General features: G+C 70.7%; 28 protein-coding genes. 16 read left to right on the top strand and 12 right to left on the bottom strand.

Annotated features, from left to right (window positions below; all coding sequences use genetic code 11):
- Window positions 1–85: 85 nt before the first annotated feature.
- The 10 genes from ACVN90_RS04710 to ACVN90_RS04665 form a co-directional block, all read right to left on the bottom strand.
- Window positions 86–847, bottom strand: coding sequence for an enoyl-CoA hydratase/isomerase family protein (locus ACVN90_RS04710; RefSeq protein WP_475101007.1), 762 nt, complete (start codon window positions 845–847; stop codon window positions 86–88).
- Window positions 848–857: 10 nt separating this feature from the next.
- The gene (paaE, locus tag ACVN90_RS04705) at window positions 858–2,072 is read right to left on the bottom strand and encodes a 1,2-phenylacetyl-CoA epoxidase subunit PaaE (RefSeq protein ID WP_475101006.1); all 1,215 of its coding nucleotides are present in this window, start codon (window positions 2,070–2,072) and stop codon (window positions 858–860) included.
- Entirely contained in the window at window positions 2,072–2,527 is a 456-nt protein-coding gene (gene paaD / locus ACVN90_RS04700) for a 1,2-phenylacetyl-CoA epoxidase subunit PaaD (protein ID WP_475102061.1), read from the bottom strand. The genes paaE and paaD overlap by 1 nt, the downstream gene beginning before the upstream one ends.
- Window positions 2,528–2,559: 32 nt before the next feature.
- Entirely contained in the window at window positions 2,560–3,384 is an 825-nt protein-coding gene (paaC, locus tag ACVN90_RS04695; RefSeq protein ID WP_475101005.1) for a 1,2-phenylacetyl-CoA epoxidase subunit PaaC, read from the bottom strand.
- Window positions 3,381–3,686, bottom strand: coding sequence for a 1,2-phenylacetyl-CoA epoxidase subunit PaaB (gene paaB, locus ACVN90_RS04690; RefSeq protein ID WP_159845965.1), 306 nt, complete (start codon window positions 3,684–3,686; stop codon window positions 3,381–3,383). The genes paaC and paaB overlap by 4 nt, the downstream gene beginning before the upstream one ends.
- Window positions 3,686–4,660 carry a 1,2-phenylacetyl-CoA epoxidase subunit PaaA gene (paaA, locus tag ACVN90_RS04685; protein WP_475101004.1) on the bottom strand — a complete coding sequence of 325 codons (975 nt, stop codon included), beginning with the start codon at window positions 4,658–4,660 and terminating at the stop codon, window positions 3,686–3,688. Before paaA ends, paaB begins: the two co-directional genes overlap by 1 nt.
- Window positions 4,661–4,699: 39 nt before the next feature.
- The gene (gene paaI, locus ACVN90_RS04680) at window positions 4,700–5,158 is read right to left on the bottom strand and encodes a hydroxyphenylacetyl-CoA thioesterase PaaI (RefSeq protein ID WP_475101003.1); all 459 of its coding nucleotides are present in this window, start codon (window positions 5,156–5,158) and stop codon (window positions 4,700–4,702) included.
- A 142-nt stretch (window positions 5,159–5,300) separates the two neighbouring features.
- Window positions 5,301–7,418: a phenylacetic acid degradation bifunctional protein PaaZ gene (gene paaZ, locus ACVN90_RS04675; protein WP_475101002.1), complete on the bottom strand. Its 2,118-nt coding sequence runs from the start codon at window positions 7,416–7,418 to the stop codon at window positions 5,301–5,303.
- Window positions 7,415–8,227, bottom strand: a complete 813-nt coding sequence (locus ACVN90_RS04670; protein WP_475102060.1) for a 3-hydroxyacyl-CoA dehydrogenase family protein — start codon at window positions 8,225–8,227, stop codon at window positions 7,415–7,417. The genes paaZ and ACVN90_RS04670 overlap by 4 nt, the downstream gene beginning before the upstream one ends.
- Window positions 8,228–8,334: 107 nt before the next feature.
- Complete coding sequence (locus tag ACVN90_RS04665; RefSeq protein ID WP_475101001.1) at window positions 8,335–9,069, bottom strand: enoyl-CoA hydratase/isomerase family protein; 735 nt, start codon at window positions 9,067–9,069, stop codon at window positions 8,335–8,337.
- Window positions 9,070–9,183: 114 nt separating this feature from the next.
- On the opposite strand from ACVN90_RS04665, the gene ACVN90_RS04660 reads away from it, so the two are divergent.
- A complete protein-coding gene (locus ACVN90_RS04660; protein WP_475101000.1) occupies window positions 9,184–9,792 on the top strand; it encodes a TetR/AcrR family transcriptional regulator in 609 nt (202 codons plus the stop codon).
- 67 nt (window positions 9,793–9,859) lie between these two features.
- Here the strand turns inward: ACVN90_RS04660 and ACVN90_RS04655 are convergent, their stop codons facing one another.
- Window positions 9,860–11,245 (bottom strand): MFS transporter, encoded by a 1,386-nt coding sequence (locus ACVN90_RS04655; RefSeq protein ID WP_475100999.1) that lies wholly within the window; start codon window positions 11,243–11,245, stop codon window positions 9,860–9,862.
- A 128-nt stretch (window positions 11,246–11,373) separates the two neighbouring features.
- On the opposite strand from ACVN90_RS04655, the gene ACVN90_RS04650 reads away from it, so the two are divergent.
- The 15 genes from ACVN90_RS04650 to ACVN90_RS04580 all read left to right on the top strand — a co-directional run bounded on the left by ACVN90_RS04650 (window position 11,374) and on the right by ACVN90_RS04580 (window position 25,052).
- Window positions 11,374–12,879 (top strand): fumarylacetoacetate hydrolase family protein, encoded by a 1,506-nt coding sequence (locus tag ACVN90_RS04650; protein WP_475100998.1) that lies wholly within the window; start codon window positions 11,374–11,376, stop codon window positions 12,877–12,879.
- Window positions 12,876–13,565 carry a GntR family transcriptional regulator gene (locus tag ACVN90_RS04645; RefSeq protein WP_475100997.1) on the top strand — a complete coding sequence of 230 codons (690 nt, stop codon included), beginning with the start codon at window positions 12,876–12,878 and terminating at the stop codon, window positions 13,563–13,565. Before ACVN90_RS04650 ends, ACVN90_RS04645 begins: the two co-directional genes overlap by 4 nt.
- 59 nt (window positions 13,566–13,624) lie before the next feature.
- Window positions 13,625–15,157 (top strand): 5-carboxymethyl-2-hydroxymuconate semialdehyde dehydrogenase, encoded by a 1,533-nt coding sequence (gene hpaE / locus ACVN90_RS04640; RefSeq protein WP_475100996.1) that lies wholly within the window; start codon window positions 13,625–13,627, stop codon window positions 15,155–15,157.
- 43 nt (window positions 15,158–15,200) lie between these two features.
- Window positions 15,201–16,367, top strand: a complete 1,167-nt coding sequence (gene hpaD, locus ACVN90_RS04635) for a 3,4-dihydroxyphenylacetate 2,3-dioxygenase (RefSeq protein ID WP_475100995.1) — start codon at window positions 15,201–15,203, stop codon at window positions 16,365–16,367.
- Window positions 16,368–16,376: 9 nt separating this feature from the next.
- On the top strand, window positions 16,377–17,162 hold the full coding sequence (locus ACVN90_RS04630; protein ID WP_475100994.1) for a 2-keto-4-pentenoate hydratase: 786 nt from the start codon (window positions 16,377–16,379) through the stop codon (window positions 17,160–17,162).
- Window positions 17,147–17,965: an aldolase/citrate lyase family protein gene (locus tag ACVN90_RS04625; RefSeq protein WP_475100993.1), complete on the top strand. Its 819-nt coding sequence runs from the start codon at window positions 17,147–17,149 to the stop codon at window positions 17,963–17,965. The genes ACVN90_RS04630 and ACVN90_RS04625 overlap by 16 nt, the downstream gene beginning before the upstream one ends.
- 146 nt (window positions 17,966–18,111) lie before the next feature.
- Window positions 18,112–18,909 (top strand): transglutaminase-like domain-containing protein, encoded by a 798-nt coding sequence (locus ACVN90_RS04620; protein WP_475100992.1) that lies wholly within the window; start codon window positions 18,112–18,114, stop codon window positions 18,907–18,909.
- A 40-nt stretch (window positions 18,910–18,949) separates the two neighbouring features.
- Window positions 18,950–19,513, top strand: coding sequence for a hypothetical protein (locus ACVN90_RS04615; RefSeq protein WP_475100991.1), 564 nt, complete (start codon window positions 18,950–18,952; stop codon window positions 19,511–19,513).
- Window positions 19,514–19,589: 76 nt separating this feature from the next.
- Window positions 19,590–19,970, top strand: coding sequence for a YciI family protein (locus ACVN90_RS04610; protein WP_475100990.1), 381 nt, complete (start codon window positions 19,590–19,592; stop codon window positions 19,968–19,970).
- The gene (locus ACVN90_RS04605) at window positions 19,970–21,025 is read left to right on the top strand and encodes an RNA polymerase sigma factor (protein WP_475100989.1); all 1,056 of its coding nucleotides are present in this window, start codon (window positions 19,970–19,972) and stop codon (window positions 21,023–21,025) included. The genes ACVN90_RS04610 and ACVN90_RS04605 overlap by 1 nt, the downstream gene beginning before the upstream one ends.
- A gap of 312 nt (window positions 21,026–21,337) precedes the next feature.
- On the top strand, window positions 21,338–22,192 hold the full coding sequence (locus ACVN90_RS04600) for an ABC transporter substrate-binding protein (protein WP_475100988.1): 855 nt from the start codon (window positions 21,338–21,340) through the stop codon (window positions 22,190–22,192).
- Window positions 22,193–22,214: 22 nt separating this feature from the next.
- Complete coding sequence (locus ACVN90_RS04595; RefSeq protein WP_475100987.1) at window positions 22,215–23,060, top strand: amino acid ABC transporter permease; 846 nt, start codon at window positions 22,215–22,217, stop codon at window positions 23,058–23,060.
- Window positions 23,057–23,791: an amino acid ABC transporter ATP-binding protein gene (locus tag ACVN90_RS04590; protein ID WP_475100986.1), complete on the top strand. Its 735-nt coding sequence runs from the start codon at window positions 23,057–23,059 to the stop codon at window positions 23,789–23,791. The genes ACVN90_RS04595 and ACVN90_RS04590 overlap by 4 nt, the downstream gene beginning before the upstream one ends.
- A gap of 155 nt (window positions 23,792–23,946) precedes the next feature.
- Window positions 23,947–24,408 (top strand): MarR family winged helix-turn-helix transcriptional regulator, encoded by a 462-nt coding sequence (locus ACVN90_RS04585; protein WP_475100985.1) that lies wholly within the window; start codon window positions 23,947–23,949, stop codon window positions 24,406–24,408.
- Window positions 24,405–25,052 carry an NAD(P)H-dependent oxidoreductase gene (locus tag ACVN90_RS04580; protein WP_475100984.1) on the top strand — a complete coding sequence of 216 codons (648 nt, stop codon included), beginning with the start codon at window positions 24,405–24,407 and terminating at the stop codon, window positions 25,050–25,052. Before ACVN90_RS04585 ends, ACVN90_RS04580 begins: the two co-directional genes overlap by 4 nt.
- A 2-nt stretch (window positions 25,053–25,054) precedes the next feature.
- On the opposite strand, the gene ACVN90_RS04575 is transcribed toward ACVN90_RS04580, so the two are convergent.
- Window positions 25,055–25,936 (bottom strand): bifunctional methylenetetrahydrofolate dehydrogenase/methenyltetrahydrofolate cyclohydrolase, encoded by an 882-nt coding sequence (locus tag ACVN90_RS04575; RefSeq protein ID WP_475100983.1) that lies wholly within the window; start codon window positions 25,934–25,936, stop codon window positions 25,055–25,057.
- Window positions 25,937–25,950: the final 14 nt, after the last annotated feature.

The raw sequence follows: 25,950 nt of genomic DNA, 5'->3' as shown, positions 1-25,950 counted from the left end.
CCCGGCCTCTGCAATCGCGAAAGGGTAGGGTTCCGCCCACCCGAGGCGTGCGGACACAGACCCTTTCGCGATTCCTGCGTGGCTGTCACTCGCCCCGGAACTCGGGCCGGCGCTTCTGCTGGAAGGCGGCGAAGCCCTCGCGGTAGTCGGCGGTCGCGCGAAGCGCATCCTGCCCGCGGGTCTCTTCGGCGACGGCATCCCACAGCCGCGCATCGCGCAGGCGCGCGATCAGACGCTTCGACGCGACGAGGGCCGCCGTGGCGCCCGACGCCGCGCGCGCGGCGCGCTCGCGCGTGAACGACAGCACCTCGTCGGCCGGCATCGTTCTGCTGAACAAGCCGGCCGCCACCGCCTCGGCCCCGGTGAGCAGGTCGCCGGTGTAGATGAGGTCGAGCGCGCGGTGCGCGCCGAGGCGCTCGTACAGGAGCGCGTGACCGCCCGAGTCGAGCATCGCGCCCAGGTTCGCGAACGGCGAGCCGACCTTGGCCGTGTCGGCGACGTAGACGACGTCGGTCGCGATCGCGAGCCCGAGCCCCACACCGAGGCACGCTCCCTGCACCGCCGCGAAGGTCGGCGCGGGAAAGTCGGTCATGCGGCGCATCAGCCGCTCGACCTCGCCGAGGTATCCGGGCACGTCGTCGGTCTTGGGGTCGACGCCGGCGATGTCGCGGCCGGCGCAGAACGCGCGTCCCTCGCCCCGCAGCACGAGAGCGCGGGCACCGGATGCTGCGGCCTCGGCGTACGCGTCATCCAGCTGCCGGAGCGCCTCCAGGGAGAGGGCGTTGAGCTTCTCGGGCGCGTTCAGGGTGATCTCGGCGACGGCGCCGTCGATGGCGAGGTCGATCAAGGCAGTCCTCCTAGACGTCGTAGTCGACGACGACGGTATCGGTCGTCGGGTGCGACTGACAGGTGAGCACGTAGCCGCGCTCGAGTTCGTCGGGCTCGAGCGCGTAGTTCTCGGTCATCGTGACCGATCCCTGCAGCAGGCGCGCACGGCAGGTGCCGCACACCCCGCCGGCACACGCGAACGGCACTTCGGGGCGCACACGCAGCGCCGCGTTGAGGATCGACTCGTGCGCGGCGATCGGGCTGTCGACGGCCTGGGACTGCCCGTCGAGCGTGAACTCGATGCGGCGCACCGGCTCGTCCTTCGCGACGACCACCGGGCGCCCGGCCGACGGCTCGGCCCGCTCCCCCTCGCCCGTCGTGAAGAGCTCGTAGCGCACGTGCGCGGGGTCGACGCCGATGTCGGCGAGGGTGTCGCGGCACAGCTGCACGAGCTCGAACGGCCCGCACAGGAACCACTCGTCGACGGTGTCGGGCAGCACGAGGTCGCCGAGGATGCGCCGCAGGCGCGGCTCGTCGATGCGGCCAGACAGCAGGGGTGCGGTCCGTTGCTCGCGCGAGAGCACGTGATGCAGGGCGAGCCGGGTCGGGTAGCGGTCCTTCAGGTCCGACAGCTCGTCGAGGAACATGACGTCGAGGCTCGAGCGGTTCGTGTAGACGAGAGTGAACCGCGAGGTGCGCGACCGCGCGAGCACGGTCGCGGCGAGTGCCATCAGCGGCGTGATGCCCGACCCGGCAGCGATCCCCGCCACGTGCGTGTCGTCGAGGTCGGCGAGCTTGGAGGTGAACGTGCCCTGCGGGCTCATGACGTCGATCTCGTCTCCGACCTTCAGTTCGGTCTGCGCCCAGGTCGAGAAGCGGCCGCCGAGATCGCGCTTGATCGCGACGCTGATCGTGCGCGGGCCGCCGTCGCCCCCGCCGGCCTCCCCGGTCCCTGAGCTCGTCGAAGGGCGGCACAGCGAGTACGAGCGGCGCATCTCATGCCCGTCGAGCACGGTCCGCAGCGCGACATGCTGACCCGCGAGGTAGTCGAATTCGTTCCGCGACTCCTCGGGGATGGCGAACGTCACCTCGACCGAGGCATCCGTCAGCGGCCGCACCGCGGCGACCCGCAATGTGTGGAACCGCGCGCGACGTTTGGCGCCGCGCGGACCGCCGACGGCGGTCGTGAGCAGCGTCTCGGCGATGCGCGCGTTCTCGCTCGCCGCCGCCTCGTCCGGCCGCATCAGTGCACCTTGAAGTGGTCGAAGGGCTCGAGGCAGGCGCGACACTCGTACAGTGCCTTGCACGAGGTCGATCCGAACCGGGCGATCTCGCGGGTGTCGAGCGACCCGCAGCGCGGGCACCGCACCGACAGCTGCAGGCGGATGGGTCCAACCACCGCCGCGCGCCCGGTCGGCGGCGCGATGCCGTACTCGACGAGCTTGTGCTTGCCGGCATCCGTCATCCAGTCCGTGGTCCACGCCGGGGCGAGCACGAGCCTGACGTCGACCTCGTCGAAGCCCGCCGACGTGAGGGCGAGCACGACGTCGTCGCGGATCGCATCCATCGCCGGACACCCCGAGTAGGTCGGCGTGATCGTCACGGTCACGCGCCCCGCGTCAACGGCGACGTCGCGCAGGACGCCGAGATCCTCGATCGTGAGAACGGGGATCTCGGGATCGAGAACGGATGCCGCCATCTCCCACGCGCGCTTACGCGTCGCCGTCGCGGTCACCACGTCGCCCCCGGGTGCTGCCGCGCGAGCACCTGCATCTCGGCGAGCAGGTAGCCCAGCGTCGGGAAGTGCGAGCCGCGGCGTCCGCCGGCCGACGACATCGGCGTCGGCGGCACCTCGAGCTCGGCCTTCACGAACACCGCCGCGATCACCGCGTCGAACGCCGGCTGCAGGGCGGAGGGCCGCACGGCGACCCCGTCGAGCCGATCGATCAGCGTCTCGTCGCGGAACAGCTCTCCCACGTACGGCCACACGTCCCCGACCGCGCGCACCATGCGCCGACGCGACTCGTCCGTGCCGCCCGCGAGGCGCAGCGTCCATTGCACGGCGTGGTCGCGGTGGTACTCGACCTCCTTGACCGCTTTCGCGGCGATCGCGGCGAGCGTCTCGTCGGACGACCCCGTGAGCGCGGTGTACAGCTCGAACAGATACACGGATGCCGCCAACTGGCGCGCGATCGTCTGCGCGAAGTCTCCGTTCGGCTGCTCGAAGAGCCACGCGCTGCGGAACTCCGGCTCGTCGCGCCAGTACGCGAGGTCGTCCTCCGACCGGTCGTCGTACGTGCCGGCGTAGCGCAGGAACGAACGCGCGTGCCCGAGCAGGTCGAGCGCGATGTTCGCGAGCGCGACGTCCTCCTCGAGCTCGGGGGCGCGGGCGATCCACGCACCGAGCTGCTGCGACAGCACCAGCGCGTCATCACCGAGCCACAGCGCGTACTCGGCGACGTCCGCGGTCGCCGCGCGCCCCTCGCCCCCGGCGAGCTCGGCCGACAGCTCGACCTGCTCGACGGTCACGTCGCCGTGCGGGAGTTCCTCGCTCACAGGTGCGGCACCCCCTCCGACGCCGTGTAGTACGTGGCGTGCCGGTAGTTCTTGCCCGCAGGGCTCTCGAAGAACGCCCCCTTGGCGTCGGGGTCGCTCGTCGTGATCGCGTCGGCGGGCACGACCCAGATCGACGTGCCCTCGCCCCGGCGGGTGTACAGGTCGCGGGCGTTGCGCAGCGCGAGCTCGGCATCCGGCGCGTGCAGCGACCCGGCGTGCACGTGGCTGAGCCCGCGGTTCGCACGCACGAACACCTCCCACAGCGGCCACGACTCCCGCGGCGATGCACCTGGCGTGGTCATCACGCGGCTCCCTTCAACGACTCGGCCTCGCGCAGCTGCTGCTTGCGCGCGTACTCCGCGGCGGCCTCGCGCACCCAGGCACCGTCCTCGTGGGCGTTACGGCGGTTGCGGATGCGCTCGACGTTCATCGGCCCGCGGCCGGCGAGCACCTCGTGGAACTCCGTCCAGTCGATCTCGCTCGTGTGCCACCTCCCCGCCGCCTCGTCCCAGCGCAGCTCAGGATCGGGCAGCGTGACCCCCAGCACCTCCGCCTGTGGCACCAGCATCCCGATGAACCGCTGCCGCAGGTCGTCGTTCGAGAAGCGCTTGATCTTCCACGCCATCGACTGCGCAGAGTTCGGCGACTCGTCGTCGGGGGGCCCGAACATCATGAGCGACGGCCAGTACCAGCGGTTCACGGCATCCTGAGCCATCTCGCGCTGCGCGGGCGAGCCCTGCATGAGCGTCAGCAGGATCTCGAACCCCTGCCGCTGGTGGAACGACTCCTCCTTGCAGATGCGCACCATCGCCCGCCCGTACGGACCGTACGACGCTCGGCACAGCGGCACCTGGTTGCAGATCGCGGCGCCGTCGACCAGCCAGCCGATCGCGCCCATGTCGGCCCACGTCGGCGTCGGATAGTTGAAGATCGACGAGTACCGCGCGCGGCCTTCGATGAGCTGCTCGGTCATCTCGTCGCGGGTGATCCCCAGGGTCTGCGCGGCCGAGTAGAGGTAGAGGCCGTGACCCGCCTCGTCCTGCACCTTCGCCATCAGGATCGCCTTGCGCTTGAGGCTCGGCGCGCGCGAGATCCAGTTGCCCTCGGGCTGCATCCCGATGATCTCGGAGTGCGCGTGCTGCGAGATCTGCCGGATCAGCGTCTTGCTATACGCCGCCGGCATCCAGTCCCGCGGCTCGATGCGCGAGTCGGCCTCGATGATCGCATCGAACGCCGCCTGCTCGGCGGCCTCATCGATCAGCGTCTCGGTCGTCATCATCGACTCCTCATTTACAGACCGTTCGTTCAGTAAAGTCTACCCGGTGACGGATGCTTCGGCACCGCCGACCGCATCGTCGGGGTGGGCGCGGCGAGTGGTGACGGACCGGCCGCGGAACTCGGCGACCACGTCGCCGGTCTCGTCGGTGACGGTGACGTCATAGAGGCCGTTTCGTCCGGAGAGGATCCGCCGCCGGGCGTGTGCGGTGAGCGTCTGTCCGGCGTGCGTCGCCTTGAGGAACGAGATGTCGGCGCCGGCGGCGACCGTCACGTCGTCGTCCTCGTTGCAGGCCATTGCGAACGCCGTGTCGGCGAGCGCGAACACGAGCCCGCCGTGGGTGATCGCGAAGCCGTTCGTCATGTCGTCGCGCACTCGCATCGACACGACCGCTTCGCCCGGCTCGTCGCGCTCGACGACCATGCCGAGCGCGGCCGACGCGCGGTCGCGCTGCAGCATGCGACGCTGCCCGGCGAAGTGCGTGGCGGGGTCGGTCATGACGTCACGTCCACGCTGTCGAAATCGGCATCCGCTGCACGCCCGGTGGCGCCGTCCGCGCTCGCGCTGCACAAACCGGCATCCGCTGCTGAACAATTCGATCGCGATCGCCGATTTCGACCGCGCGACGCAGACGCGAGCATCACGCGGTCACCTCGGCGGACTCAGGAGAGACGGATGCCGCGGGGGTGGCAGCATCCGTGTCCGCCGTCTTCGCGACCAGCGTCAGCACGTCGTACGTCGCGACGATCTCCTCGCGCTGGTTGAGGATGACGGCGTCCCACCGCACCTCGCCGTACTCGTCGGTCTCGCGCGGGGTGATCTGCTTCGCCGTGAGCACCACGCGGATCTCGTCGCCAGGCGAAACGGGCGTCGTGAACCGCAGGTTCTCGAGGCCGTAGTTGGCGAGCACGGGGCCGGGCTCGGGGTCGACGAAGAGTCCAGCGGCCCACGAGACGAGCAGGTAGCCGTGCGCGACGCGGCCCGGGAAGAACGGGTTCGCGGCGGCGGCCTCCTCATCCATGTGGGCGTAGAACAGGTCGCCCGTGAAGTTCGCGAAGGTCTCGATGTCGTCAAGCGTCACCGGGCGCAGCGGCGACGCGATCTGGTCGCCGATCGCGAGTTCGGCGAGCGACTTGCGGAACGGGTGACGATCGGAACGGGATGCTGCGCCCTGGTGCCACACGCCGGTCAAGGCGGTGAGCATCGCGGGCGAGCCCTGCACCGCGGTGCGCTGCATGTGGTGCAGCACCGCGCGGATGCCGCCGAGCTCCTCGCCGCCGCCCGCACGGCCGGGTCCGCCGTGCACGAGGTGCGGGACCGGCGCGCCGTGGCCCGTCGACGTGCGCGCGTCGTCGCGGTCGAGGAACAGCAGGCGTCCGTTGTAGGCGGCGGTGCGGGCGAGCAGGGTCGCCGCCACCGCCGGATCGGACGTGGCCACGCTCGTCACGAGCGAGCCACCGCCCCGGCCGACGAGATCGGCCGCTTCATCCACGGTGCGATAGGCGAGCACGCTCGCGACCGGCCCGAACGCCTCGACGTCGTGCACCGCGTCGGGCAGCGCATCCGGCGCGCCGTCGAAGCCGATCACGATCGGCGCGAGGAAGGCCCCGTCGGGGGCGGTGCCGGTCGAGCCGTCGGCGAGCGTCACGTCCGGGGCATCCGTGCTCCCCAGCAGGATCCGGCCGCCCGCAGCCTCGAGAGCACCGACCGCGCGCAGCACCTCATCGCGCTGCGCCAGCGAGACGAGCGGGCCCATCGTGACGCCGTCGGCGTGCGGGTCGCCGACCACGACGCGCTCGGCGAGCTTGGCGCGGAGGGCGTCGACGAGCGGCTCGACGGCGTCCGCCGGCACGATGGCGCGACGGATCGCCGTGCACTTCTGGCCGGCCTTCGTCGTGAGCTCGACCATGAGCTGCTTGACGTACGCGTCGAACTCGGGCGTGCCGGGCACCGCGTCGGGGCCGAGGACGGAGGCGTTGATCGAGTCGGTCTCGCTCGTGAACCGCACGCCGGGCGCCGCCTGCTCCCTGAGCCGGGAAGCCGTCGACGCGCTGCCGGTGAAGCCGACGAGGTCGCCGAGCCCGAGGTGGTCGAAGAGTCCGGGAATCGCGCCGCTCACCAGCTGCAGCGAGCCGGCCGGCAGGCGCCCGGTCTCGACGAGGATGCGCACCCACGCCTCAGCGACGTACGCGGTCGGGGTCGCCGGCTTCACGATCGTCGGCACGCCCGCGAGGAAGGCCGGAGCGAACTTCTCGAGCGCCCCCCACATCGGGAAGTTGAAGGCGTTGATCTGCACGGCGACACCCGGCAGCCGCGTGTACACATGACGCCCGAGGAACGAGCCGTCCTTCGACAGCGGCTCCACCGGGCCGTCGAGGTACACCTGCGCGTTGGGCAGCTCGCGCCGGCCCTTCGACGAGTAGGTGAAGAGCACGCCGATGCCGCCGTCGACGTCGCTCAGCGAGTCGCGCGTCGTCGCGCCGGCGCGCTTCGACAGCTCGTAGAGCTCCTCCTTGCGCGCGGTCAGCGCAATGCCGAACTCCTTCAGCAGCAGTGCGCGCTGGTGGAAGGTGAGAGCGCCGAGGCTCGCCTGACCGACGGTCCGCGCGTGGGTGATCGCTGCGCCGAGGTCGATGCCGTCGGTGCTGACGAGCGTGACGATCTCGCCGGTCGACGCGTCGCGCACTTCCGTCGCGCCCGCTTCGGAGGCGGGAGCCCACCATGCGTCGCGCAGGTAGCTGGGGAGGATGCCGGTCACTTGTCACTCCATTCGTAGAAACCGCGGCCGGTCTTGCGGCCGAGATGTCCGTCGGCGACGAGGCGCCTGAGCAGCTCCGGAGGCGCGAAGCGCTCCCCGAGTTCGCGGTGCAGCTCCTCGGCGATGCCGAGGCGCACGTCGAGGCCGACCAGGTCGGTCGTACGGAGGGGACCGACCGGATGCCGGTACCCGAGCTCCATCGCCGCGTCGATGTCGGCAGCCGAGGCGACGCCCTCCTCGAGCATGCGGATCGCCTCGAGCCCGAGCGCGACGCCCAGCCTGCTCGACGCGAAGCCCGGGCTGTCGCGCACGACGATCGGCGTCTTGCCCAGCGCCGCGATCCATCCCTTCGCCCTGTCGACCAGCGTGGGATCGGTCGCGGTGCCGGTGACGATCTCGACGAGCTGCGACGCCGGCACGGGGTTGAAGAAGTGCAGCCCCAGGAAGCGCTCCGGGCGCTCGAGGCCGGAGGCGAGGTCGTCGATCGAGATGGACGAGGTGTTCGTGGCGAGCGCCGCGTCCGGCGCGAGAACGCGCTCCGCGCGGCCGAGGGCCTCGAGCTTCAGCGACCGATCCTCCGGGACCGCCTCCACCACGAGGCCGCAGCCGCGCAGGGACGCAGCATCCGTCGCCGTCTCGACCGCCGCGGCGAGCGCTTCGTATCCGATCTCGGTCGTGCCGCGCTCGACGCTGCGCCGCACGCTCTCGAGAAGGCGGACGGATGCTGCGCCCGCCGCCTCGTCGTCGCGCTCGACCACGATCACCTCGGCGCCGGCGAGCACGAACGCATGCGCGATGCCCGCGCCCATGCGCCCGCCGCCGATGACCCCGACCCGCCCGGGCACTCCGGTGGGCTCAGCGCGTTTCGTCTCGCTTCGCTCGCTCAACGACCGGAGGTCTTCGCCCGCCACGCCCATCAGCGCTTCCTCTCGAGGAAGGCGGCCATGCGCCGCTCCTTCTCGGGGCTCTCGAAGAGCTGCGCCTGCAGCTCCAGCTCGATCTCGGGGTGCGCCGCACGCGGGGCGAGCAGCGCGGTCTTCGTGTGACGCGTCGCCAGCGCATCGTTGTGCGCGATGCGGTCGGCGATCGCGTGGGCCGCGGCGAGCAGGTCGGCGGGTTCGTACAGCGACGACACGAGGCCCCAGTCGACGGCGGTGTCGGCATCCAGGATCCGTCCCGTCAGCAGCATCTCGGAAGCCCGAGCCTCGCCGACGATCTCGGGCAGACGCCACGTCGCGCCGGCCGCCGCGATGATGCCGAGGCCGGTCTCGGGGTTGCCGATCTTGAGGCTCGGCGTGCCGATGCGGATGTCGGCCGCATAGGCGAGCTCGGCACCGCCGCCCAGCGCATAGCCGTCGATCGCGGCGATGACCGGCATCGGCAGGTTCCGCACCCGCGTGAACGCCCGCGTGTTGATGCCCCTCCGTGCGTCGGCGGCGCGGCGCTCACGCAGCTGCGCGATGTCGGCGCCCGAGGCGAACACACCGTCGGATCCCGTGAGGATCAGCGTGCGCGGCTCGCGCTCGAGCTCGCCGCACAGCTCGTGCAGGCGGTCGATCGTGTCCTGGTCGATGGCGTTGCGCACCTCCGGCCGCGACAGCGTCGCGATGACGCGATCATCGCGGCGCTGGACCTTGAGCGACTCAAGCATCGGCATCCTCTCGATCCGCTCCGTCGCGGTCTCGCGCCCATAATATCTGATCGATCGTTCAGTAATGTCACCGTGTTGCGCGGCGTCGACGCCGACGGGTGCGAGACTGGGCGCATGTCCGCGAGCACCGACGCCTCCCCCGCGCGACGCGGACGACCGGGCTACGACCGCGAACAGGTGCTGGCGGTCGCCGTCACCCTCTTCAACGAGCAGGGATACGACGCCACGTCCGTCGCGGATCTCGCCTCACGTCTCGGCCTCACGAAGTCGGCGCTCTATCACCACTTCGACTCGAAGGAGCAGTTGCTCGCGCTCGCTCTCGACGAGGCGCTCGACGGACTCGAAGGCGTGCTCGACGAACCCGAGGCGTCGGCGGGCGACCCGGCCGAGCGGCTCGGCGCGGTTCTCCGCGGGGCGGTGCGCGTGCTCGTCGACAAGCTCCCCTACGTCACCCTCCTGCTGCGCGTGCGCGGCAACAGTGACGTCGAGCGTGCCGCCCTCGAGCGTCGGCGCGCTTTCGACCACCGCGTGACGGCGCTCGTGGCCGAGGCGCAACGCGCCGGTCAGGTTCGCGCGGATGTCGACGGCGCCGTCGCCACACGCCTGGTGTTCGGCATGGTGAACTCGATCGTCGAGTGGTACCGCCCCGGCGGCCCGACAGGCCGCGAGCGACTCGCCCACGACGTCGTCGCCGTCGCGCTCGACGGCATGCGCACCCGCTGAGACAGACGGATGCTGCGACCCTGAGCCTTCACAGCGGCTCAGGGGCGCAGCATCCGTTCCTCGAGAGTCAGGCCTTCGACAGGCCGTAGATGGGGCTGACCGACTGCTCGGCCTCGTGGTCCGGGCCGAGCGGGATGCCGGAGCGGTCGCGCAGCAGCAGCGTCGCGATGAGGCCGACGACCGTCATGCCGGCCAGGTACCACGTGACCGACAGCGTCGATCCGGTCTGCTGCACGAGCCACTGCGCGATGGTCGGGGCGAACGCGCCGCCGAGGATCGCGCCGATCGCGTACGAGATCGAGACACCCGAGAAGCGGATGGATGCGGGGAACAGCTCGGAGTAGAGCGCCGCCTGGGGTCCGTAGGTGAATCCGAGGCCGATCGTGAGGATCGCAAGACCCAGGAACAGCAGCCAGATGTTCCCGGTGTTGACGAGCGGGAAGAGCAGGAAGACACCGACGAGCTGGAGGATCCAGCCGATGATGTACGTCGTGCGGCGGCCGATGCGGTCGGAGATGAAGCCGGCGGCGAGCGTCGACAGCAGCCACGTGACGGCCGAGCCCGCGACGGCCCACAGCACGGGTCCGCGCTCGAGGCCGAGCGGTCCCTCGGGGTTCGTCGAGTAGCCCTGGATGTAGCCGCCCGTGGTCATGTAGCCGACGGCGTTGTTGCCCGCGAAGACCAGCGCGGCGATGAACACGAGGAGCAGGTGCTTGCGGAAGAGCGTGATGATCGGCATGCGCGCCTTCTCCTTGCGCTCGGCGAGCTCGGCGAAGACCGGGCTCTCCTCGACGCGGCGACGCACGTAGTAGCCGACGAGGATCAGCACGACGCTGAGCAGGAACGGCACGCGCCAGCCCCACACGAGGAACGCGTCGCCGGGGGCGATCATCGCCATGAGCGCCATGACGCCCGAGGCGAGCAGCAGGCCCAGCGGCACGCCGATCTGCGGCGAGGCGCCGAACGCGCCGCGGCGCTTCCTGGGGGCGTGCTCGACGGCCATCAGCACCGCGCCGCCCCACTCACCGCCGGCGGAGATGCCCTGGATGATGCGCAGGAGCACGAGGAGGATCGGCGCGGCGATCCCGATCGCCTCGTAGGTCGGCAGCACGCCGATGAGGGCGGTCGCCGCGCCCATGAGGATCAGCGTCCACATGAGCACGACCTTGCGGCCGTACTTGTCGCCGAAATGGCCGGCGAGGAAGGCGCCGAGCGGGCGGAAGAGGAAGCTCACGCCGACCGTCGCGAAGGCGACGATCGCACTGTTGGCGCCGAGCGGCGCGAAGAACAGCTGGCCGAAGACCAGGCCGACCGCGGTCGCGTAGATGAAGAAGTCGTACCACTCGACGGTCGTGCCGACGACGGTCGCGAAGACGACGCGACGGCGGTCTGTGGTGGACGCAATGGTTCCTGTGGGGGTGAACCCTGCTGCGGGCCCGGATGTGCTGCTCATGGTGACTCCTATGTCGGGGGGCTGACGGCGTCGTCGCCGGCGGACCGTTGGGGAATGGTTGCCGGATCTGGCACGATCATATACGATTTCGAATACGACGGAACAAATCGCTTCGAGTGAGGGAGCTCATGGACGAGATCACGGATGCCGCAGACCGCCGTTTCGCGGCCCTCCCCGGCCGCCCGGGCAAGATCGTGGCCATCCACCTCAGCTACGCGTCCCGTGCTGATCAGCGCGGGCGGCGGCCGCAGCATCCGTCGTACTTCTTCAAGCCGTCGAGTTCGATCGCCGCTTCGGGCGACACGATCGAGCGGCCCGACGGCACCGAGCTGCTCGCGTTCGAGGGTGAGATCGCGCTCGTGATCGGCACCCCGGCGCGCCGCGTCGGACTCGCCGACGCGTGGGACCACGTCGCGTGGGTGACGGCCGCCAACGACTTCGGGCTGTACGACCTGCGGGCGAACGACAAGGGCTCGAACGTGCGCTCCAAGGGCGGCGACGGCTACACGCCCGTCGGTCCTTCGCTCATCGACGCCCGCGCCATCGACCCGTCCGCGCTGCGGGTTCGCACCTGGCTCAACGGCGACATCGCGCAGGACGACACCGCCGCGGCCATGATCTTCCCGCTCGCGCAGCTGGTCGCCGACCTGTCGCAGCACTTCACCCTCGAGACGGGCGATGTGATTCTCACCGGCACCCCGGCGGGGTCGTCGGTGGCGCAGCCCGGCGATGTCGTCGAGGTCGAGGTCGATGTTCCGGGTGGCCCGTCGTCTGGCCGGCTCGTCACGACCGTGGTGCAGGGTTCGGCCGCGTTCGACGCCGAACTCGGCTCGCTGCCGGCGGTCGACGACCTCCAGCGCACCGAGGCGTGGGGCTCCCGCGAGGCGGCCGGACTGCCGACGGTCGACGCCGCAACCCCGGCCCTCTCCCGCGCGCTGCGCGCCAAGCTCGAGGCCGTGCCGGTGGCGGGGCTCTCGGCGCAGCTGCGCAAGCGAGGGCTGAACAACGTGCACATCGACGGCGTGCGCGCCCTCCATCCGACGTCTCTGAATGGCACCGTCAAGCTCGTCGGCGTCGCCCGCACGCTGCGGTTCGTGCCCAACCGCGAGGACCTCTTCGCGTCGCACGGCGGCGGCTACAACGCGCAGAAGCGCGTGTTCGACGCGGTGGGCGACGGCGAGGTCGTCGTGATCGAGGCGCGCGGCGAGGCCGGTTCGGGCACGCTCGGCGACATCCTCGCGATCCGCGCGCACGCCCGCGGCGCGGCCGGCATCGTCACCGACGGAGGGGTGAGGGATGCTGCGGCCGTCGCCGCGGTCGGCATCCCGGTCTACTCGTCCGGGGCGCACCCTGCGGTGCTGGGCCGCAAACACGTGCCATGGGACGCCGACGTCACGATCGCGTGCGGCGGCACCACCGTGCAGCCCGGCGACGTCATCGTCGGCGACGCGGACGGGGTCGTCGTGATCCCGCCGGGGATCGCCGAGGAGGTCGTCGACGCGGCGCTCGCCCAGGAGGACGAGGACGCCTGGATCGCCGATCGCGTCGCGGAGGGACATTCCGTCGACGGACTCTTCCCCATGAACGCCGAATGGCGCGCGAAGTACGACGCCCGAGAAGGAGGCCGCGCATGAGCCCGACCGAAGCCGACACGCTCAGCAAGTCGCAGCAGGCGTACCGCTGGATCAAGGAGCGCATCGCCAACCAGGAGTTCACCCCCGGCTATCGGCTGGTACTGGGCAGTATCGCCGGCGAGCTCGACATGAGCGTCGTGCCGGTGCGCGAGGCGATCCGTCAGCTCGAGGCCGAGGGGCTCGTCACCTTCGAGCGCAACGTCGGCGCGCGGGTGTCGATGGTCGACGACTCGCAGTACCGCTACAGCATGCAGGCGCTGTCGATCCTCGAGGGCACCGCGACGGCGCTGGCCGCCCGACGCCTCACGGCCGACGACATCCGCAAGGCGCGCCGCATCAACGAGCTGATGATCGAGACGCTCGAGCACTTCGACCCGCGCGCGTTCACCGCGCTCAACCAGGACTTCCACGCGGCGCTGTTCGAGAAGTGCGCGAACCCGCGCATGCTCGACCTCGTGCACGCCGAGTGGGCGCGCCTCGGCCACCTGCGTGACTCGACCTTCAGCTTCGTGCCGGGCCGCGCACAGGAGTCGGTGCGCGAGCACGAGAACATCCTCGTGCTCATCGAGACCGGTGCGCCGCTCGGCGAGATCGAGAAGGCCGCCCGCCGCCACCGCTCGGCGACCCTCGACGCCTACATGATCCACGAGCACCCCGACGAGGCCCTGGGCCTTCCCGCGTTCTGACTCACGGATGCCGCGCGCCGCGGCATCCGTCCCCCACAACCTCCGACGAAGGAGCAGCAATGACTGACACGACAACCGTTCTCGCGACGCGGCATGTGCCCGACGGGCTGCCGAGCCGCATCCAGCACTACATCGACGGGGAGTTCGTCGACTCGCAGGGCGGCGACACGTTCGACGTGCTCGACCCGGTGACGAACGAGACGTACGTCCAGGCCGCGGCAGGGAAGAAGGCCGACATCGACCGGGCCGTGGCCGCCGCGCGGCGCGCGTTCACCGAGGGACCGTGGCCGCGCATGCTGCCGCGCGAGCGTTCCCGCGTGCTGCACCGCATCGCCGACATCGTGGAGTCCCGCGACGCCCGCCTCGCGGAGCTGGAGTCGTTCGACTCGGGTCTGCCGATCACGCAGGCCCTGGGTCAGGCGCGGCGGGCGGCGGAGAACTTCCGGTTCTTCGCGGACCTGATCGTGGCGCAGGCCGACGACGCCTACAAGGTGCCGGGCCGGCAGATGAACTACGTCAACCGCAAGCCGATCGGCGTCGCCGGGCTCATCACACCGTGGAACACGCCGTTCATGCTCGAGTCGTGGAAGCTCGGCCCGGCGCTCGCGACCGGCAACACGGTGGTGCTCAAGCCCGCCGAGTTCACGCCGCTGTCGGCGTCGCTGTGGGCGGGCATCTTCGAGGAGGCGGGGCTGCCGACGGGCGTGTTCAACCTCGTCAACGGGCTCGGCGAGGACGCCGGCGACGCCCTGGTGAAGCATCCGGACGTCCCGCTCATCTCCTTCACCGGCGAGAGCCGCACCGGGCAGATCATCTTCGGCAACGCCGCCCCGTTCCTGAAGGGCCTGTCGATGGAGCTCGGCGGCAAGTCCCCGGCCGTGGTGTTCGCCGACGCCGACCTCGACGCCGCGATCGACGCCACCATCTTCGGCGTGTTCTCGTTGAACGGCGAGCGCTGCACGGCCGGTTCGCGCATTCTCGTGGAGCGCCCGATCTACGACGAGTTCGTCGCGCGCTACGCGGCGCAGGCCGACCGCGTCGTCGTCGGCTACCCGCACGACCCGAAGACCGAGGTGGGCGCGCTCGTGCATCCCGAGCACTACGACAAGGTCGTCTCCTACATCGAGATCGGCAAGTCCGAGGCGCGCCTGGTCGCCGGCGGCGGCCGCCCCGACGCGTTCGAGACCGGAAACTTCGTGCGCCCCACCGTGTTCGCCGACGTCGCGCCGGACGCCCGGATCTTCCAGGAGGAGATCTTCGGCCCGGTCGTCGCCATCACGCCGTTCGACACCGACGAGGAGGCCCTCGAGCTCGCCAACGGCGTGCGCTACGGCCTCGCCGCGTACGTGTGGACCAACGACCTCAAGCGCGCCCACAACTTCTCGCAGGCCATCGAGGCCGGCATGGTCTGGCTCAACTCGAACAACGTACGTGACCTCCGCACCCCGTTCGGCGGCGTCAAGGCCTCGGGTCTCGGCCACGAGGGCGGCTACCGCTCCATCGACTTCTACACCGACCAGCAGGCCGTGCACATCACGCTCGGCCCCGCCCACAACCCCACCTTCGGAAAGGCGGATGCCGCCGGCCACTGAGGGCCGCAGCATCCATCTCCGATATCCCACGTAAGGACGCGACATGACCCACCGTGACCAGATGACCCGCACCTCCTCCGGCTTCTACGTGAGCCAGGAGGCGCCGATCCTCTCCGACAACCCGATCCCCACCCCCTCCGTGCCGGCGCCGGACATCCTGCGCTGCGCATACATGGAGCTCGTCGTCACCGACCTGCTCGCGTCGCGCGAGTTCTACGTCGACGTGCTCGGCCTGTACGTGACCGAGGAGGACGAGAACACGATCTACCTCCGGTCCACGGAGGAGTTCATCCACCACAACCTCGTGCTGCGCCAGGGGCCGGTCGCCGCGGTCGCCGCGTTCTCGTACCGCGTCCGGTCGGCGGAGGATCTCGACAAGGCCGTCGCCTTCTACGAGGAGCTCGGCTGCCGCATCGAACGCCGCCCCGACGGCTTCACCAAGGGCATCGGCGACTCGGTGCGCGTCACCGACCCGCTCGGCTTCCCGTACGAGTTCTTCTACGCCACCGAGCACGTCGAGCGCCTGTCGTGGCGGTACGACCTGCACACCCCCGGCGAGCTGGTGCGCCTGGACCACTTCAACCAGGTCACCCCCGACGTGCCGCGCGCGGTGAACTTCATGCAGTCGCTGGGCTTCCGCGTCACCGAGGACATCCAGGACGACCAGGGCACGGTCTACGCCGCCTGGATGCGCCGCAAGCCCACCGTGCACGACACCGCGATGACCGGCGGCGACGGCCCGCGCATGCACCACGTCGCCTTCGCCACCCACGAGAAGCACAACATCCTCGCGATCTGCGACAAGCTCGGGGCGCTGCGCCGCTCTGACGCGATCGAACGCGGACCCGGCCGCCACGGCGTCTCGAACGCGTTCTACCTGTACCTGCGCGACCCCGACGGCCACCGCGCCGAGATCTACACGCAGGACTACTACACCGGCGACCCCGACAACCCCGTCGTCACCTGGGACGTGCACGACAACCAGCGCCGCGACTGGTGGGGCAACCCGGTCGTGCCGTCCTGGTACACCGAGGCCTCGCTCGTGCTCGACCTAGACGGCAACCCGCAGCCCGTCGTGGCGCGAACCGACAACTCGGAAATGGCGGTCACGATCGGCGCCGACGGCTTCTCGTACACGCGTCCCGACGACCAGACCGAGGCGATGCCCAGCTGGAAGCAGGGCGAGTACAAGCTCGGCCACCAGCTGTAAGGGGAACGGATGCTGCATCCCGATGACATCGCCCAGGTCGCGGCCGAGCTGGCCGAGGCCGACCGCACGCACGGCGTGATCCCGCGGATCACGGCGCGCTACCCCGACGCGACGGTGGAGGACTCGTACGCGATCCAGGGAGTGTGGCGCGACCAGAACATCGCCGCCGGGCGCACGCTCGTCGGCCGCAAGATCGGGCTCACGTCGAAGGCGATGCAGCAGGCGACGGGCATCACCGAGCCGGATTACGGCGTGATGTTCGACGACACCGTCTACCGCTCCGGCGCCGAGATCCCGGTCGAGAAGTTCTCGAACGTGCGGATCGAGGTCGAGCTCGCGTTCGTGCTCAAGGAGCCGCTCGAAGGCCCCGACTGCACCCTCGAGGACGCCCTCGCCGCGATCGACTACGCCGTGCCGGCCCTCGAGGTGCTGAACTCGCACATCGAGCTCGAGGGCCGCACCATCGTCGACACCATCAGCGACAACGCGGCGTACGGCGCCATGGTGCTCGGCGACGTGCACAAGCGCCCCGACGAGATCGACCTCCGCTGGGTGCCCGGCGTGCTCTCCCGCAACGGCGAGATCGAGGAGACCGGCGTCGCCGCGGGCGTGCTGGGTCATCCCGCGACCGGTGTGGCGTGGCTGGCGAACAAGTTCCACCAGCACGGCGCGCGGCTCGAGGCGGGCGAGATCATCCTCGCCGGCTCGTTTACGCGCCCCATGTGGGTGTCGCGGGGCGATACCGTCAGGTGCGACTACGGACCCATGGGAGTGATCGAATGCCGCTTCGTCTGAGCCCGACCTTCCGCGACGCGCTCGCGGCGGCCGACCGCCCGCTGGCGGGGATGTGGGTGTGCACCGGCTCGCCGCTGGTCGCCGAGATCTGTGCCGGCGCGGGCCTGGACTGGGTGCTCATCGACATGGAGCACTCCCCCAACGGTCTCGAGTCCGTGCTGGCCCAGCTGCAGGCCGTCGTCGCCTACCCGGTCACGCCGGTCGTGCGGGTGCCGATCGGCGACGTCGTCACGATCAAGCAGGTGCTCGATCTCGGAGCCCAGAACCTGCTCGTGCCCATGGTGTCTTCGAGGACGGATGCCGAAGCCGCCGTCGCAGCCGTGCGCTATCCGCCGCGGGGCATGCGTGGCGTGGGCTCCGCACTCGCCCGGTCCGCCCGGTGGAACCGCGTCGACGACTACCTCCAGGACGCCGACGACCATGTGTCGCTGTTCGTCCAGATCGAGACGGCGGCGGGGGTCGAGGCGGCCGCCGAGATCGCCGCGGTCGACGGCGTCGACGGGGTCTTCGTCGGCCCGGCCGACCTCGCCGCGTCGATGGGCGTCCTCGGCCAGCAGACCCACCCCGACGTCGTCGCCGCCGCCCGCCGCACGTTCGACGCCGTGCGCGCGGCCGGCAAGCCCGTCGGCGTCAACGCCTTCGATCCCGCCGCGGCCCAGGCCTACCTCGACGCCGGGGCCTCCTTCGTGCTCGTCGGCGCCGATGTCGCGCTCCTGGCCCGCGGCTCGGAAGCCCTCGCCGCGCGGTGGGTCGCAGCATCCCATCCCTCCGACGGCGTCGCAGGCGAACGCGCCTCGTACTGACCCGCGTACTCCGCGGGCGCATGCCGCCTGCCGCAGTCCTGTGTCCGCGCCGTCGCTCGACGCCGGTGACGGAGACGGCAGCTCTGGTGGCGCCGCACCGATGTCAAGGCCACGCGTCGGACCTGACCTCATGACACGCTGTGTCCATGAAGCGCGACGTCTCGAGCCGCATCACCCTGAACGTCACCGAACCCGCCGACCTCGTCTTCGCGGTCGCGGTGTCGGGCCACTACACACCGAATCACGAGGAGTTCCGGGCGACGCTCGACGGCTCGCCCATCGTGTCGCACGAGCTCTCCGATGTGCACGGCACGCGGCTGCACCGGCTGACCAGCGGGCCGGGCGAACTCGTGGTCGACTACAGCGCCCATGTGATCGGCCCGGGCGACACCGCGATCGCCCGCGAGCCCGACCTGCTCACGTACGCACGTCCGAGCCGCTACGCCGAATCGGACGCGCTGGCCCCCACCGCCGCCGCGGAGTTCGCGGGCATCGAGGATCCGGGGGCGCTGCTCACGGCCGTCTCGTCGTGGGTGGGCACGCGCCTCTCGTACGTCTCCGGCTCCTCGCTTCCCACCGACGGCGCGATCCGCACCCTGCTCAACCGCCGAGGGGTGTGCCGGGACTACGCGCACCTGTGCGTGGCGCTGCTGCGGGCTCTCGGCATCCCCTCCCGCGTCGTCGCCGTGTACGCGCCGGGACTCGATCCGATGGACTTCCACGCCGTCGCCGAGGCGTGGATCGACGACGCCTGGCGAGTGGTCGATGCCACAGCCCTCGCGCCGCGCCAGACGCTCGTGCGGATCGCGACGGGTCGCGACGCCGCGGACACGGCATTCCTCACCGTCGCCTCCGGTCGCGCCGACCTCGTAGCCCTGTCCGTCATGTCGACGGCCGATACCCTCCCGGTTGACGACATCGACGAACGGGTCTCGATCGCCTAGCGGTGCCGCGGCACGCCCCGAACGTGGCACAGTGATTCCCATGAAGAAGTGGGTCGTGCGGTTCGCGTCGCTGCTGGTGTTCAACATCGTCGTGCTGCTGGTCGTCGGCTGGCTGACGCCGGCGCGCGTCGGCTGGGCGGCGCTGTGGGCGGGCATCGTGCTGACGGCCCTGGTCATCTGGATCAAGCCGCTCGTCGAGAAGTGGTTCCGCTCTATGGCGGCGAAGTCCTCGAACCAGCGCACCAAGGCCGGCGAGAAGCTCGTCGAGTTCCTGCTCGCCTTCGCGGTCGCATTCCTCGTCTGGATCGTCACCGTCGTCTTCACCGGCGTCTCGATCGGCGGCGGCATCTTCGGCGCGTTCTGGGGCTGGGTCATCCCGCCGGTGATCCTGCTCATCGGCTGGGCGATCTACGGCGCCATCGACGACAAGGTCGAGACCCACGCCGGCACGCTCTACGACAAGGCGACCGGTTCGAAGGCCGGATCGACGGATGCTGCGGCCCCGCCCATCCCTTCGCCCGAGGCATCCACCGGCCGCCGCGAACTGAACGACGGACTCACCGACGAGCAGCGACGCATGCTCGACGAACTCGGCAAGGGCTGATTCCGCCCGACCTGTCGATCGGGGCGCACACCGATCGTCATACGGGTGTCGACAGCCCTCCAGAAAGGACGACACCATGCGGTACGCACTCCTCCTCCATTACCCCGAAATGACCCCCGACGACATGGGCGACGACGCCTGGGCCGAGGGCATGCGCGAGTTCGACGAGTACGCCAAGGCGCTCGACGACGCGGGCGTGCTGATCTCGGCCGAGGTCCTCCAGCCATCGGCCGTGACCACGACGGTGACCGCGCCCGACGGCACACTGCGCGTGCAGGACGGCCCGTTCGCCGACACCAAGGAGCAGCTCGGCGGCACGTTCGTGATCGAGGTCGCCGACCTCGACGCCGCCATCGGCTGGGCCGGCAAGGCGCCGTCGATCAGCTGGGGCACCGTCGAGGTGCGACCCAGCGCGACCCGCTTCGAGAACGGCGCCTGGACCCCGTTCGCGAGCTGATGCCCGCCGCCTCCGACTCCCGCACGGTTGCCGAGCGCACCGCGCGGGAGTCGTACGGCCGCATCCTGGCGGTCGTCGCCGGCTCCACGCGCGACGTCGGCCTCGCCGAAGACGCCCTCGCCGACGCCTTCGAGCGTGCCCTCACGACCTGGCCGGACTCCGGCATCCCCGCCAATCCCGAAGGGTGGCTGGTCACCGTGGCCCGTAACCGACTGCGCGACGCCCTCTCGTCGGCGGCTCGCCGCACGGGTGTGCCGCTCGACGAGGGGATCGCCGCGGTGCGCGCCGATGAGCGGGAGGTCGACGCGCTCACGGCGCTGGAGCGGGCCGAGGCGATCCCCGACCGCCGGCTCGAGCTGCTCTTCGCGTGCGCGCATCCGGCGATCGACCCGGCCATCCGCACGCCGCTGATGCTGCAGACGGTGCTGGGATTCGACGCGGCCGAGATCGCGCGGTCGTTCGGAGTCGAGCCCGCAGCGATGGCGCAGCGGCTGGTGCGGGCGAAGCGGCGGATCAGGGATGCCGGCATCCCGTTCCGCGTACCCACCCGCGCCGACATGCCGTCCCGGCTGCCGGCGGTGCTCGAGGCGATCTACGGCGCCTACGCCATCGGCTGGCTCGACCAGGGCGACGAACCGAGGGAGTCGCTCGCGGACGAGGCGCGATGGCTCGCCGTGCTCACGGCGACGCTCCTCGACGGTGAGCCCGAGGCGTGGGGTCTGGCGGCGCTGCTCACCTACGCACAGTCGCGCGCGCCGGCGCGTGCCGGCCTGCCCTGGCCCCCGCTCGACCAGCAGGACCCGGCACAGTGGGATCGCTCGCTCATCGCCGAGGGTGCCGCACTGCTTCGCCGCGCGTCGGCACTCGGGTCGCCGCTCGGGCGCTTCCAGCTCGAGGCGGCGATCCAGGCGGTGCACTGCGACCGCGCCCGTACCGGGGCCCTCGACGTCGCCGCCCTCGTGAAGCTCTACCGGGGGCTCGTCGCCATCGCGCCGACCGACGGTGCGCGGCGAGCGCTGGAGGCGGCCGAGGCGCGGCTCGCGTCCGCGTCGTGATGACGGATGCCGGGGCCGCGGCATCCGTCTTCCGCGTTGCGCTGCCGGAATCGGCATCCGCCGCCGTTCGGAGCAGCCGCGGATGCCGATTGCGGTAGCGCGAGCGCAACCGGCCGCGCGGGAACAGCCGCAGATGCCGGTTCGGGCAGCGCGAAGATGTTGGGGAACGGATGCTGCGGATCCCGGTTTCCTCGGCATCGGACCTGTAACAAACCGACCCGCAACCGAGCGCTTCGGCGGACCCGTGGCCAAGATGGAGGGATCGCGAAGCGACAGCACGCACGCGCGATCACCCGACTCCAGGAGGCACCCATGTCGCGCCGCATCCGTCTCATCCGCACCGCCGCCGTCGGCGTCGCCGTCGCGGCCCTCGCCCTGACCGGCTGTGCCTCGGGCTCCGCCCCCGCGAGCAGCGAGGCGCCGGCCGCCGACGCGGGCTACCTCACGCCCGGCAAGCTCACCATCGCCACCGGCGAGACGGCGTACGAGCCCTATGTGATCGGCGACGACCCGGAGTCGGGCGAAGGGTTCGAGGCAGCCGTCGCCTACGCCGTCGCCGAGGAGCTGGGCTTCGCCGCCGAAGACGTCGAGTGGGTGCGGACGAGCTTCGAGTCGGCGATCGCGCCGGGACCGAAGAGCTTCGACTTCAACATCCAGCAGTACACGATCACCGACGAGCGCAAGCAGGCCGTCGACTTCTCGTCGCCGTACTACGAGGCGAGCCAGTCGGTGGTCGCGCTGAACGGCGGCGCGGCCGAGGGCGTGACCGACATCGCCGGACTCAAGGATCTGGTGCTGGGCGCGATGTCGGGATCCACGAGCGCGACGACGATCGAGGAGGCCATCGCCCCCACGACGGCACCCCAGCTGTACAGCTCCAACGAGGACGCGGTCGCCGCGCTCAAGGCCGGCCAGATCGACGCCATCGTGCTCGACACCCCGACGGCCTACACCGCCGTGAACTTCTACATCGACGACTCCTTCACGGTGGGCGAACTGCCAGCGGCGGGGGTCCCCGATCAGTGGGGCCTGCTTCTGGCGAAGGACTCCCCGCTGACCGCGGACGTCACCGCCGCCGTCGACACGCTGCGCGAGAACGGCACACTCGACGAGCTCGAGGAGGAGTGGCTCTCGGTGCTGAGCGAGGGCGTGCCGCAGCTCAAGTGACGTCGTCGGCTACGTTCGTTCGGTGACCACGCACCAGCCCAGCGCGCTCGAGCTCGACCGCCGCGCCTATCGGCGCCGCCGCTCGCGGCAGTCGGTGCTCCTCGCGATCGCCTCGTCGCTCGTGTTCGCGGTGATCGTCTGGGTGACGGTCATCAACACCGAGGGCTGGTCGAAGGTCCAGCAGTCGTTCTTCAACCTCGACGTCGCGATCCAGGCGCTGCCGAAGGTGTGGGACGGCTTCCTGATCAACCTGCAGGTCCTCGCGTACTCGGTCGTGACCGTCGCGGTGGTGGCTCTCGTGATCGCCGTGCTGCGCACGCTCCGCGGGCCGGTGTTCTTCCCCGCGCGCGTGCTCGCCGCCGGCTACACCGACCTCTTCCGCGGACTGCCGTTCATCATCGTGCTCTACCTCATCGGCTTCGGCCTGCCCACGATCACGAACACGCGCATGCCGGTGGTGCTGCTCGGCGTCATCGCCGTGACACTCACGTACTCGGCCTATGTCGCCGAAGTGATCCGCGCCGGGATCGAAGCGGTCCACCCGTCGCAGCGCCTCGCCGCGCGGGCGCTCGGCCTCGGCTACGTGCAGACGCTGCGCCGTGTCGTGCTGCCCCAGGCTCTGCGCAAGATCACACCGCCCCTGATGAACGACTTCATCTCGATGCAGAAAGACGTCGGGCTGATCTCCATCCTGGGCGCGGTCGACGCGATCGCCGCCGCGAGATCGGTGGCGTCGCTGACCTACAACTTCACCCCGTATGTCGTCGCCGGCGTGCTGTTCATCCTGCTCGCGATCCCGACGATCCGTCTGACCGACTGGTACACCGCGAGGCTGCGCGAGCGCGAGCAGGCGGGGGCGATCCTGTGACCGCCCTGCTGCGCGCGACCGGCATCCACAAGTCGTTCGGCGAGCGCGAGGTGCTCCGCGGCGTCGATGTCGAACTCGCGACCCACGAAGTCGTCGCGCTCATCGGCGCGAGCGGGTCGGGCAAGTCCACGCTGCTGCGGTGCCTGAACCTCCTCGAGCCGATCGACGACGGGCAGATCTTCCTCGAGGACGAGGACATCTCCGACCCGCGCGTGGACGCCAACCGCGTGCGCGCCCGCTTCGGCGCGGTGTTCCAGAGCTACAACCTGTTCCCGCACCTGACCGTGCTCGACAACGTCACCCTCGCCTCACGGGTCGTGCACCGGATGCCGCGGCGCCAGGCCGAGACGCGCGCACTCGAGCTGCTCGGCCGCATCGGGCTCGCCGACCTCGCCCGCGAGCACCCCGACCGGCTCTCGGGCGGCCAGCAGCAGCGCGCAGCGATCGTGCGGGCGATCGCGACCGACCCCGAGGTGCTCTTCCTCGACGAGATCACGTCGGCACTCGACCCCGAGCTCGTCGGCGAGGTGCTCGAGCTCGTGCGGCAGCTCGCCGCCGACGGTGCGACGATCCTCATGGCGACGCACGAGATGGCGTTCGCGCGCGACGTCGCCCACCGCGTGGTGTTCCTCGACGCGGGCACGATCGTCGAGGAGGGCCCTCCGTCCGAGGTGCTCGCGACTCCTCGCGAAGCTCGCACGCGGGAGTTCCTCGCCCGCTTCACCGCCTGACCCCAGATCCTCGGCATGTTCATATCGCGTGCTCTCACCGAGCGCACGCGTTATGCGCGGGCATAACGCGTCACCTCGGCGAGATCACGTGATGTGAACGCGGCGTAGTGAGTCAACTTGTTGACTCAGGGTGAGTCAACTGGTTTACTCAATATGTGTCCGACCGCCTGACCTTCACCCTCCACGAGCTCATCGCCGAGCTCGACGCGTTCGCCGACGCCGCACTGCAGGCCGGGTGGGGCGTGACGTTCAACCACTTCCAGTTCCTCGCCGTGCTCTATGACCACGAGCCGGTCGACATGACGACGCTCGCCCGCTGCCTCGGCGTCACGAAGGCCGCCGTGAGCAAGCGGGTTCCCGCGCTCGTCGAGGACGGGTGGATCACCGCGGCCTCCCAGCCCGGCGCGGGACGCAGCATCCTGCTCGCCCTCACCCCCAAGGGCACGGCGCTCGTGCGCGACGCCGGCGAGGTGCTCGAGCGCGAGTTCGCCGCGATGCTGACGCACCCCTCCCTCGCGGGCGACCCCATCGACGCCCCCCGCCTCAACGCCCAGCTCGTCGCCCTCACCGCCTTCATCCAGCAGCAACCGACCGCCCCACAGGAGACCCTCGCATGAACGCTCCCCGCATCCTCGTGATCGTCGGCACGCCCTTCGCCGGCAGCCTCAACCACGCCCTCGCCCAGTCGTACGCCGACGCGGCGCGCGCCGGCGGCTCCGAGGTGCGCGTCGTCGACCTCGCGAACGACGCCGTGCCGCAGCATCCGTCCGTCCGCGATGACGTGCGCCTCCCGCGCACCGATGCCGATGTGCAGCTCACGCCCGAGGTCGCCGCCTACGTCGCCGACGTCGACTGGGCCGACCACCTCGTGTTCTTCTTCCCGCAGTGGTGGGGGTCTCTTCCGGGCGCCCTCAAGACGTGGATCGACCGCGTCTTCGTGCGCGGCTTCGCGTACCGCTACCGGCCCACCGGGCGACTGTGGGACAAGCTGCTCACCGGACGCAGCGCCCGCATCGTGATGACGATGGACTCCCCCGCGTTCTGGAACGCGTGGGTCTACCGCAACGCGCCGATCCGGTCGCTGCGCAACGCGACCCTGGAGTACTGCGGCGTCAAGGTGCGCGGGGTGACGCGACTGGCGCAGGTGCGGCACAGCTCCGAGGCCGACCGTGAGCGCTGGGTCCGCGGCATGGCATCATTCGGGGCGACGGATGCCGCGTCCGTGCGTCCGCGCGAGCGGTCCGAGCTCGTCGCCGCCTGACGTCAGGCGAGCGAGCGCTCGGCGGCCTCGACGACGTTCGTCATGAGCAGGGCGACCGTCATCGGGCCGACCCCGCCGGGGTTCGGCGAGAGGTAGCCGGCGACCTCGGCGACGTCGGGAGCGACATCGCCGTAGACGCGGGCCTTCCCCGACTCGGGGTCGTCCTCGCGGGTGACGCCCACGTCGAGCACCGCGGCGCCCGGCTTGACGTCCTCGGCGCGCACGATGTGCTTGACGCCCGCCGCGGCGACGATGACATCGGCCTGGCGCAGGTGGTGCGACAGGTCGGCCGTGCCCGTGTGGGTGAGGGTCACGGTCGCGTTGATCTCGCGGCGCGTGAGCAGCAGGCCGATCGAGCGGCCGATGGTCACGCCGCGGCCGACGACGACCACATCCTTGCCCTTGAGGTCGTAGTCGTTGCGCAGCAGCAGCTCGATCACACCGCGCGGCGTGCACGGCAGCGGCGTCGTGATCGGGGAGTTGACGTTGAGCACCAGGCGCCCGAGGTTCGTCGGGTGCAGGCCGTCGGCGTCCTTCGCGGGGTCGATGCGCTCGAGGATCGCGTCGGTGTCGAGGTGCTTCGGCAGCGGCAGCTGCACGATGTACCCGTGGCACTCGGGGTCGGCGTTGAGCTCGTCGATCAGGGCCTCGACCTCGGCCTGTGTGGCGTCGGCGGGCAGCGCGCGCTGGATCGAGTTCATGCCGATGGCCTCGGACTGGCGGTGCTTCATGCCGACGTACAGCTGCGACGCCGGGTCGGCGCCGACGAGCACCGTGGCGATGCCCGGGGTGATCCCGCGGGCTTTCAGCGCGGCGACGCGTTCGCGCAGCTCGTCCTTGATCTCGGCCGCGGCCGCGCGCCCGTCGAGCTTCTGTGCGGTCATCCTTGGTCTCCTCG

This window comes from Microbacterium sp. F01 (assembly GCF_056156365.1).
This window is presented reverse-complemented; position numbering and strand designations above follow the sequence as displayed.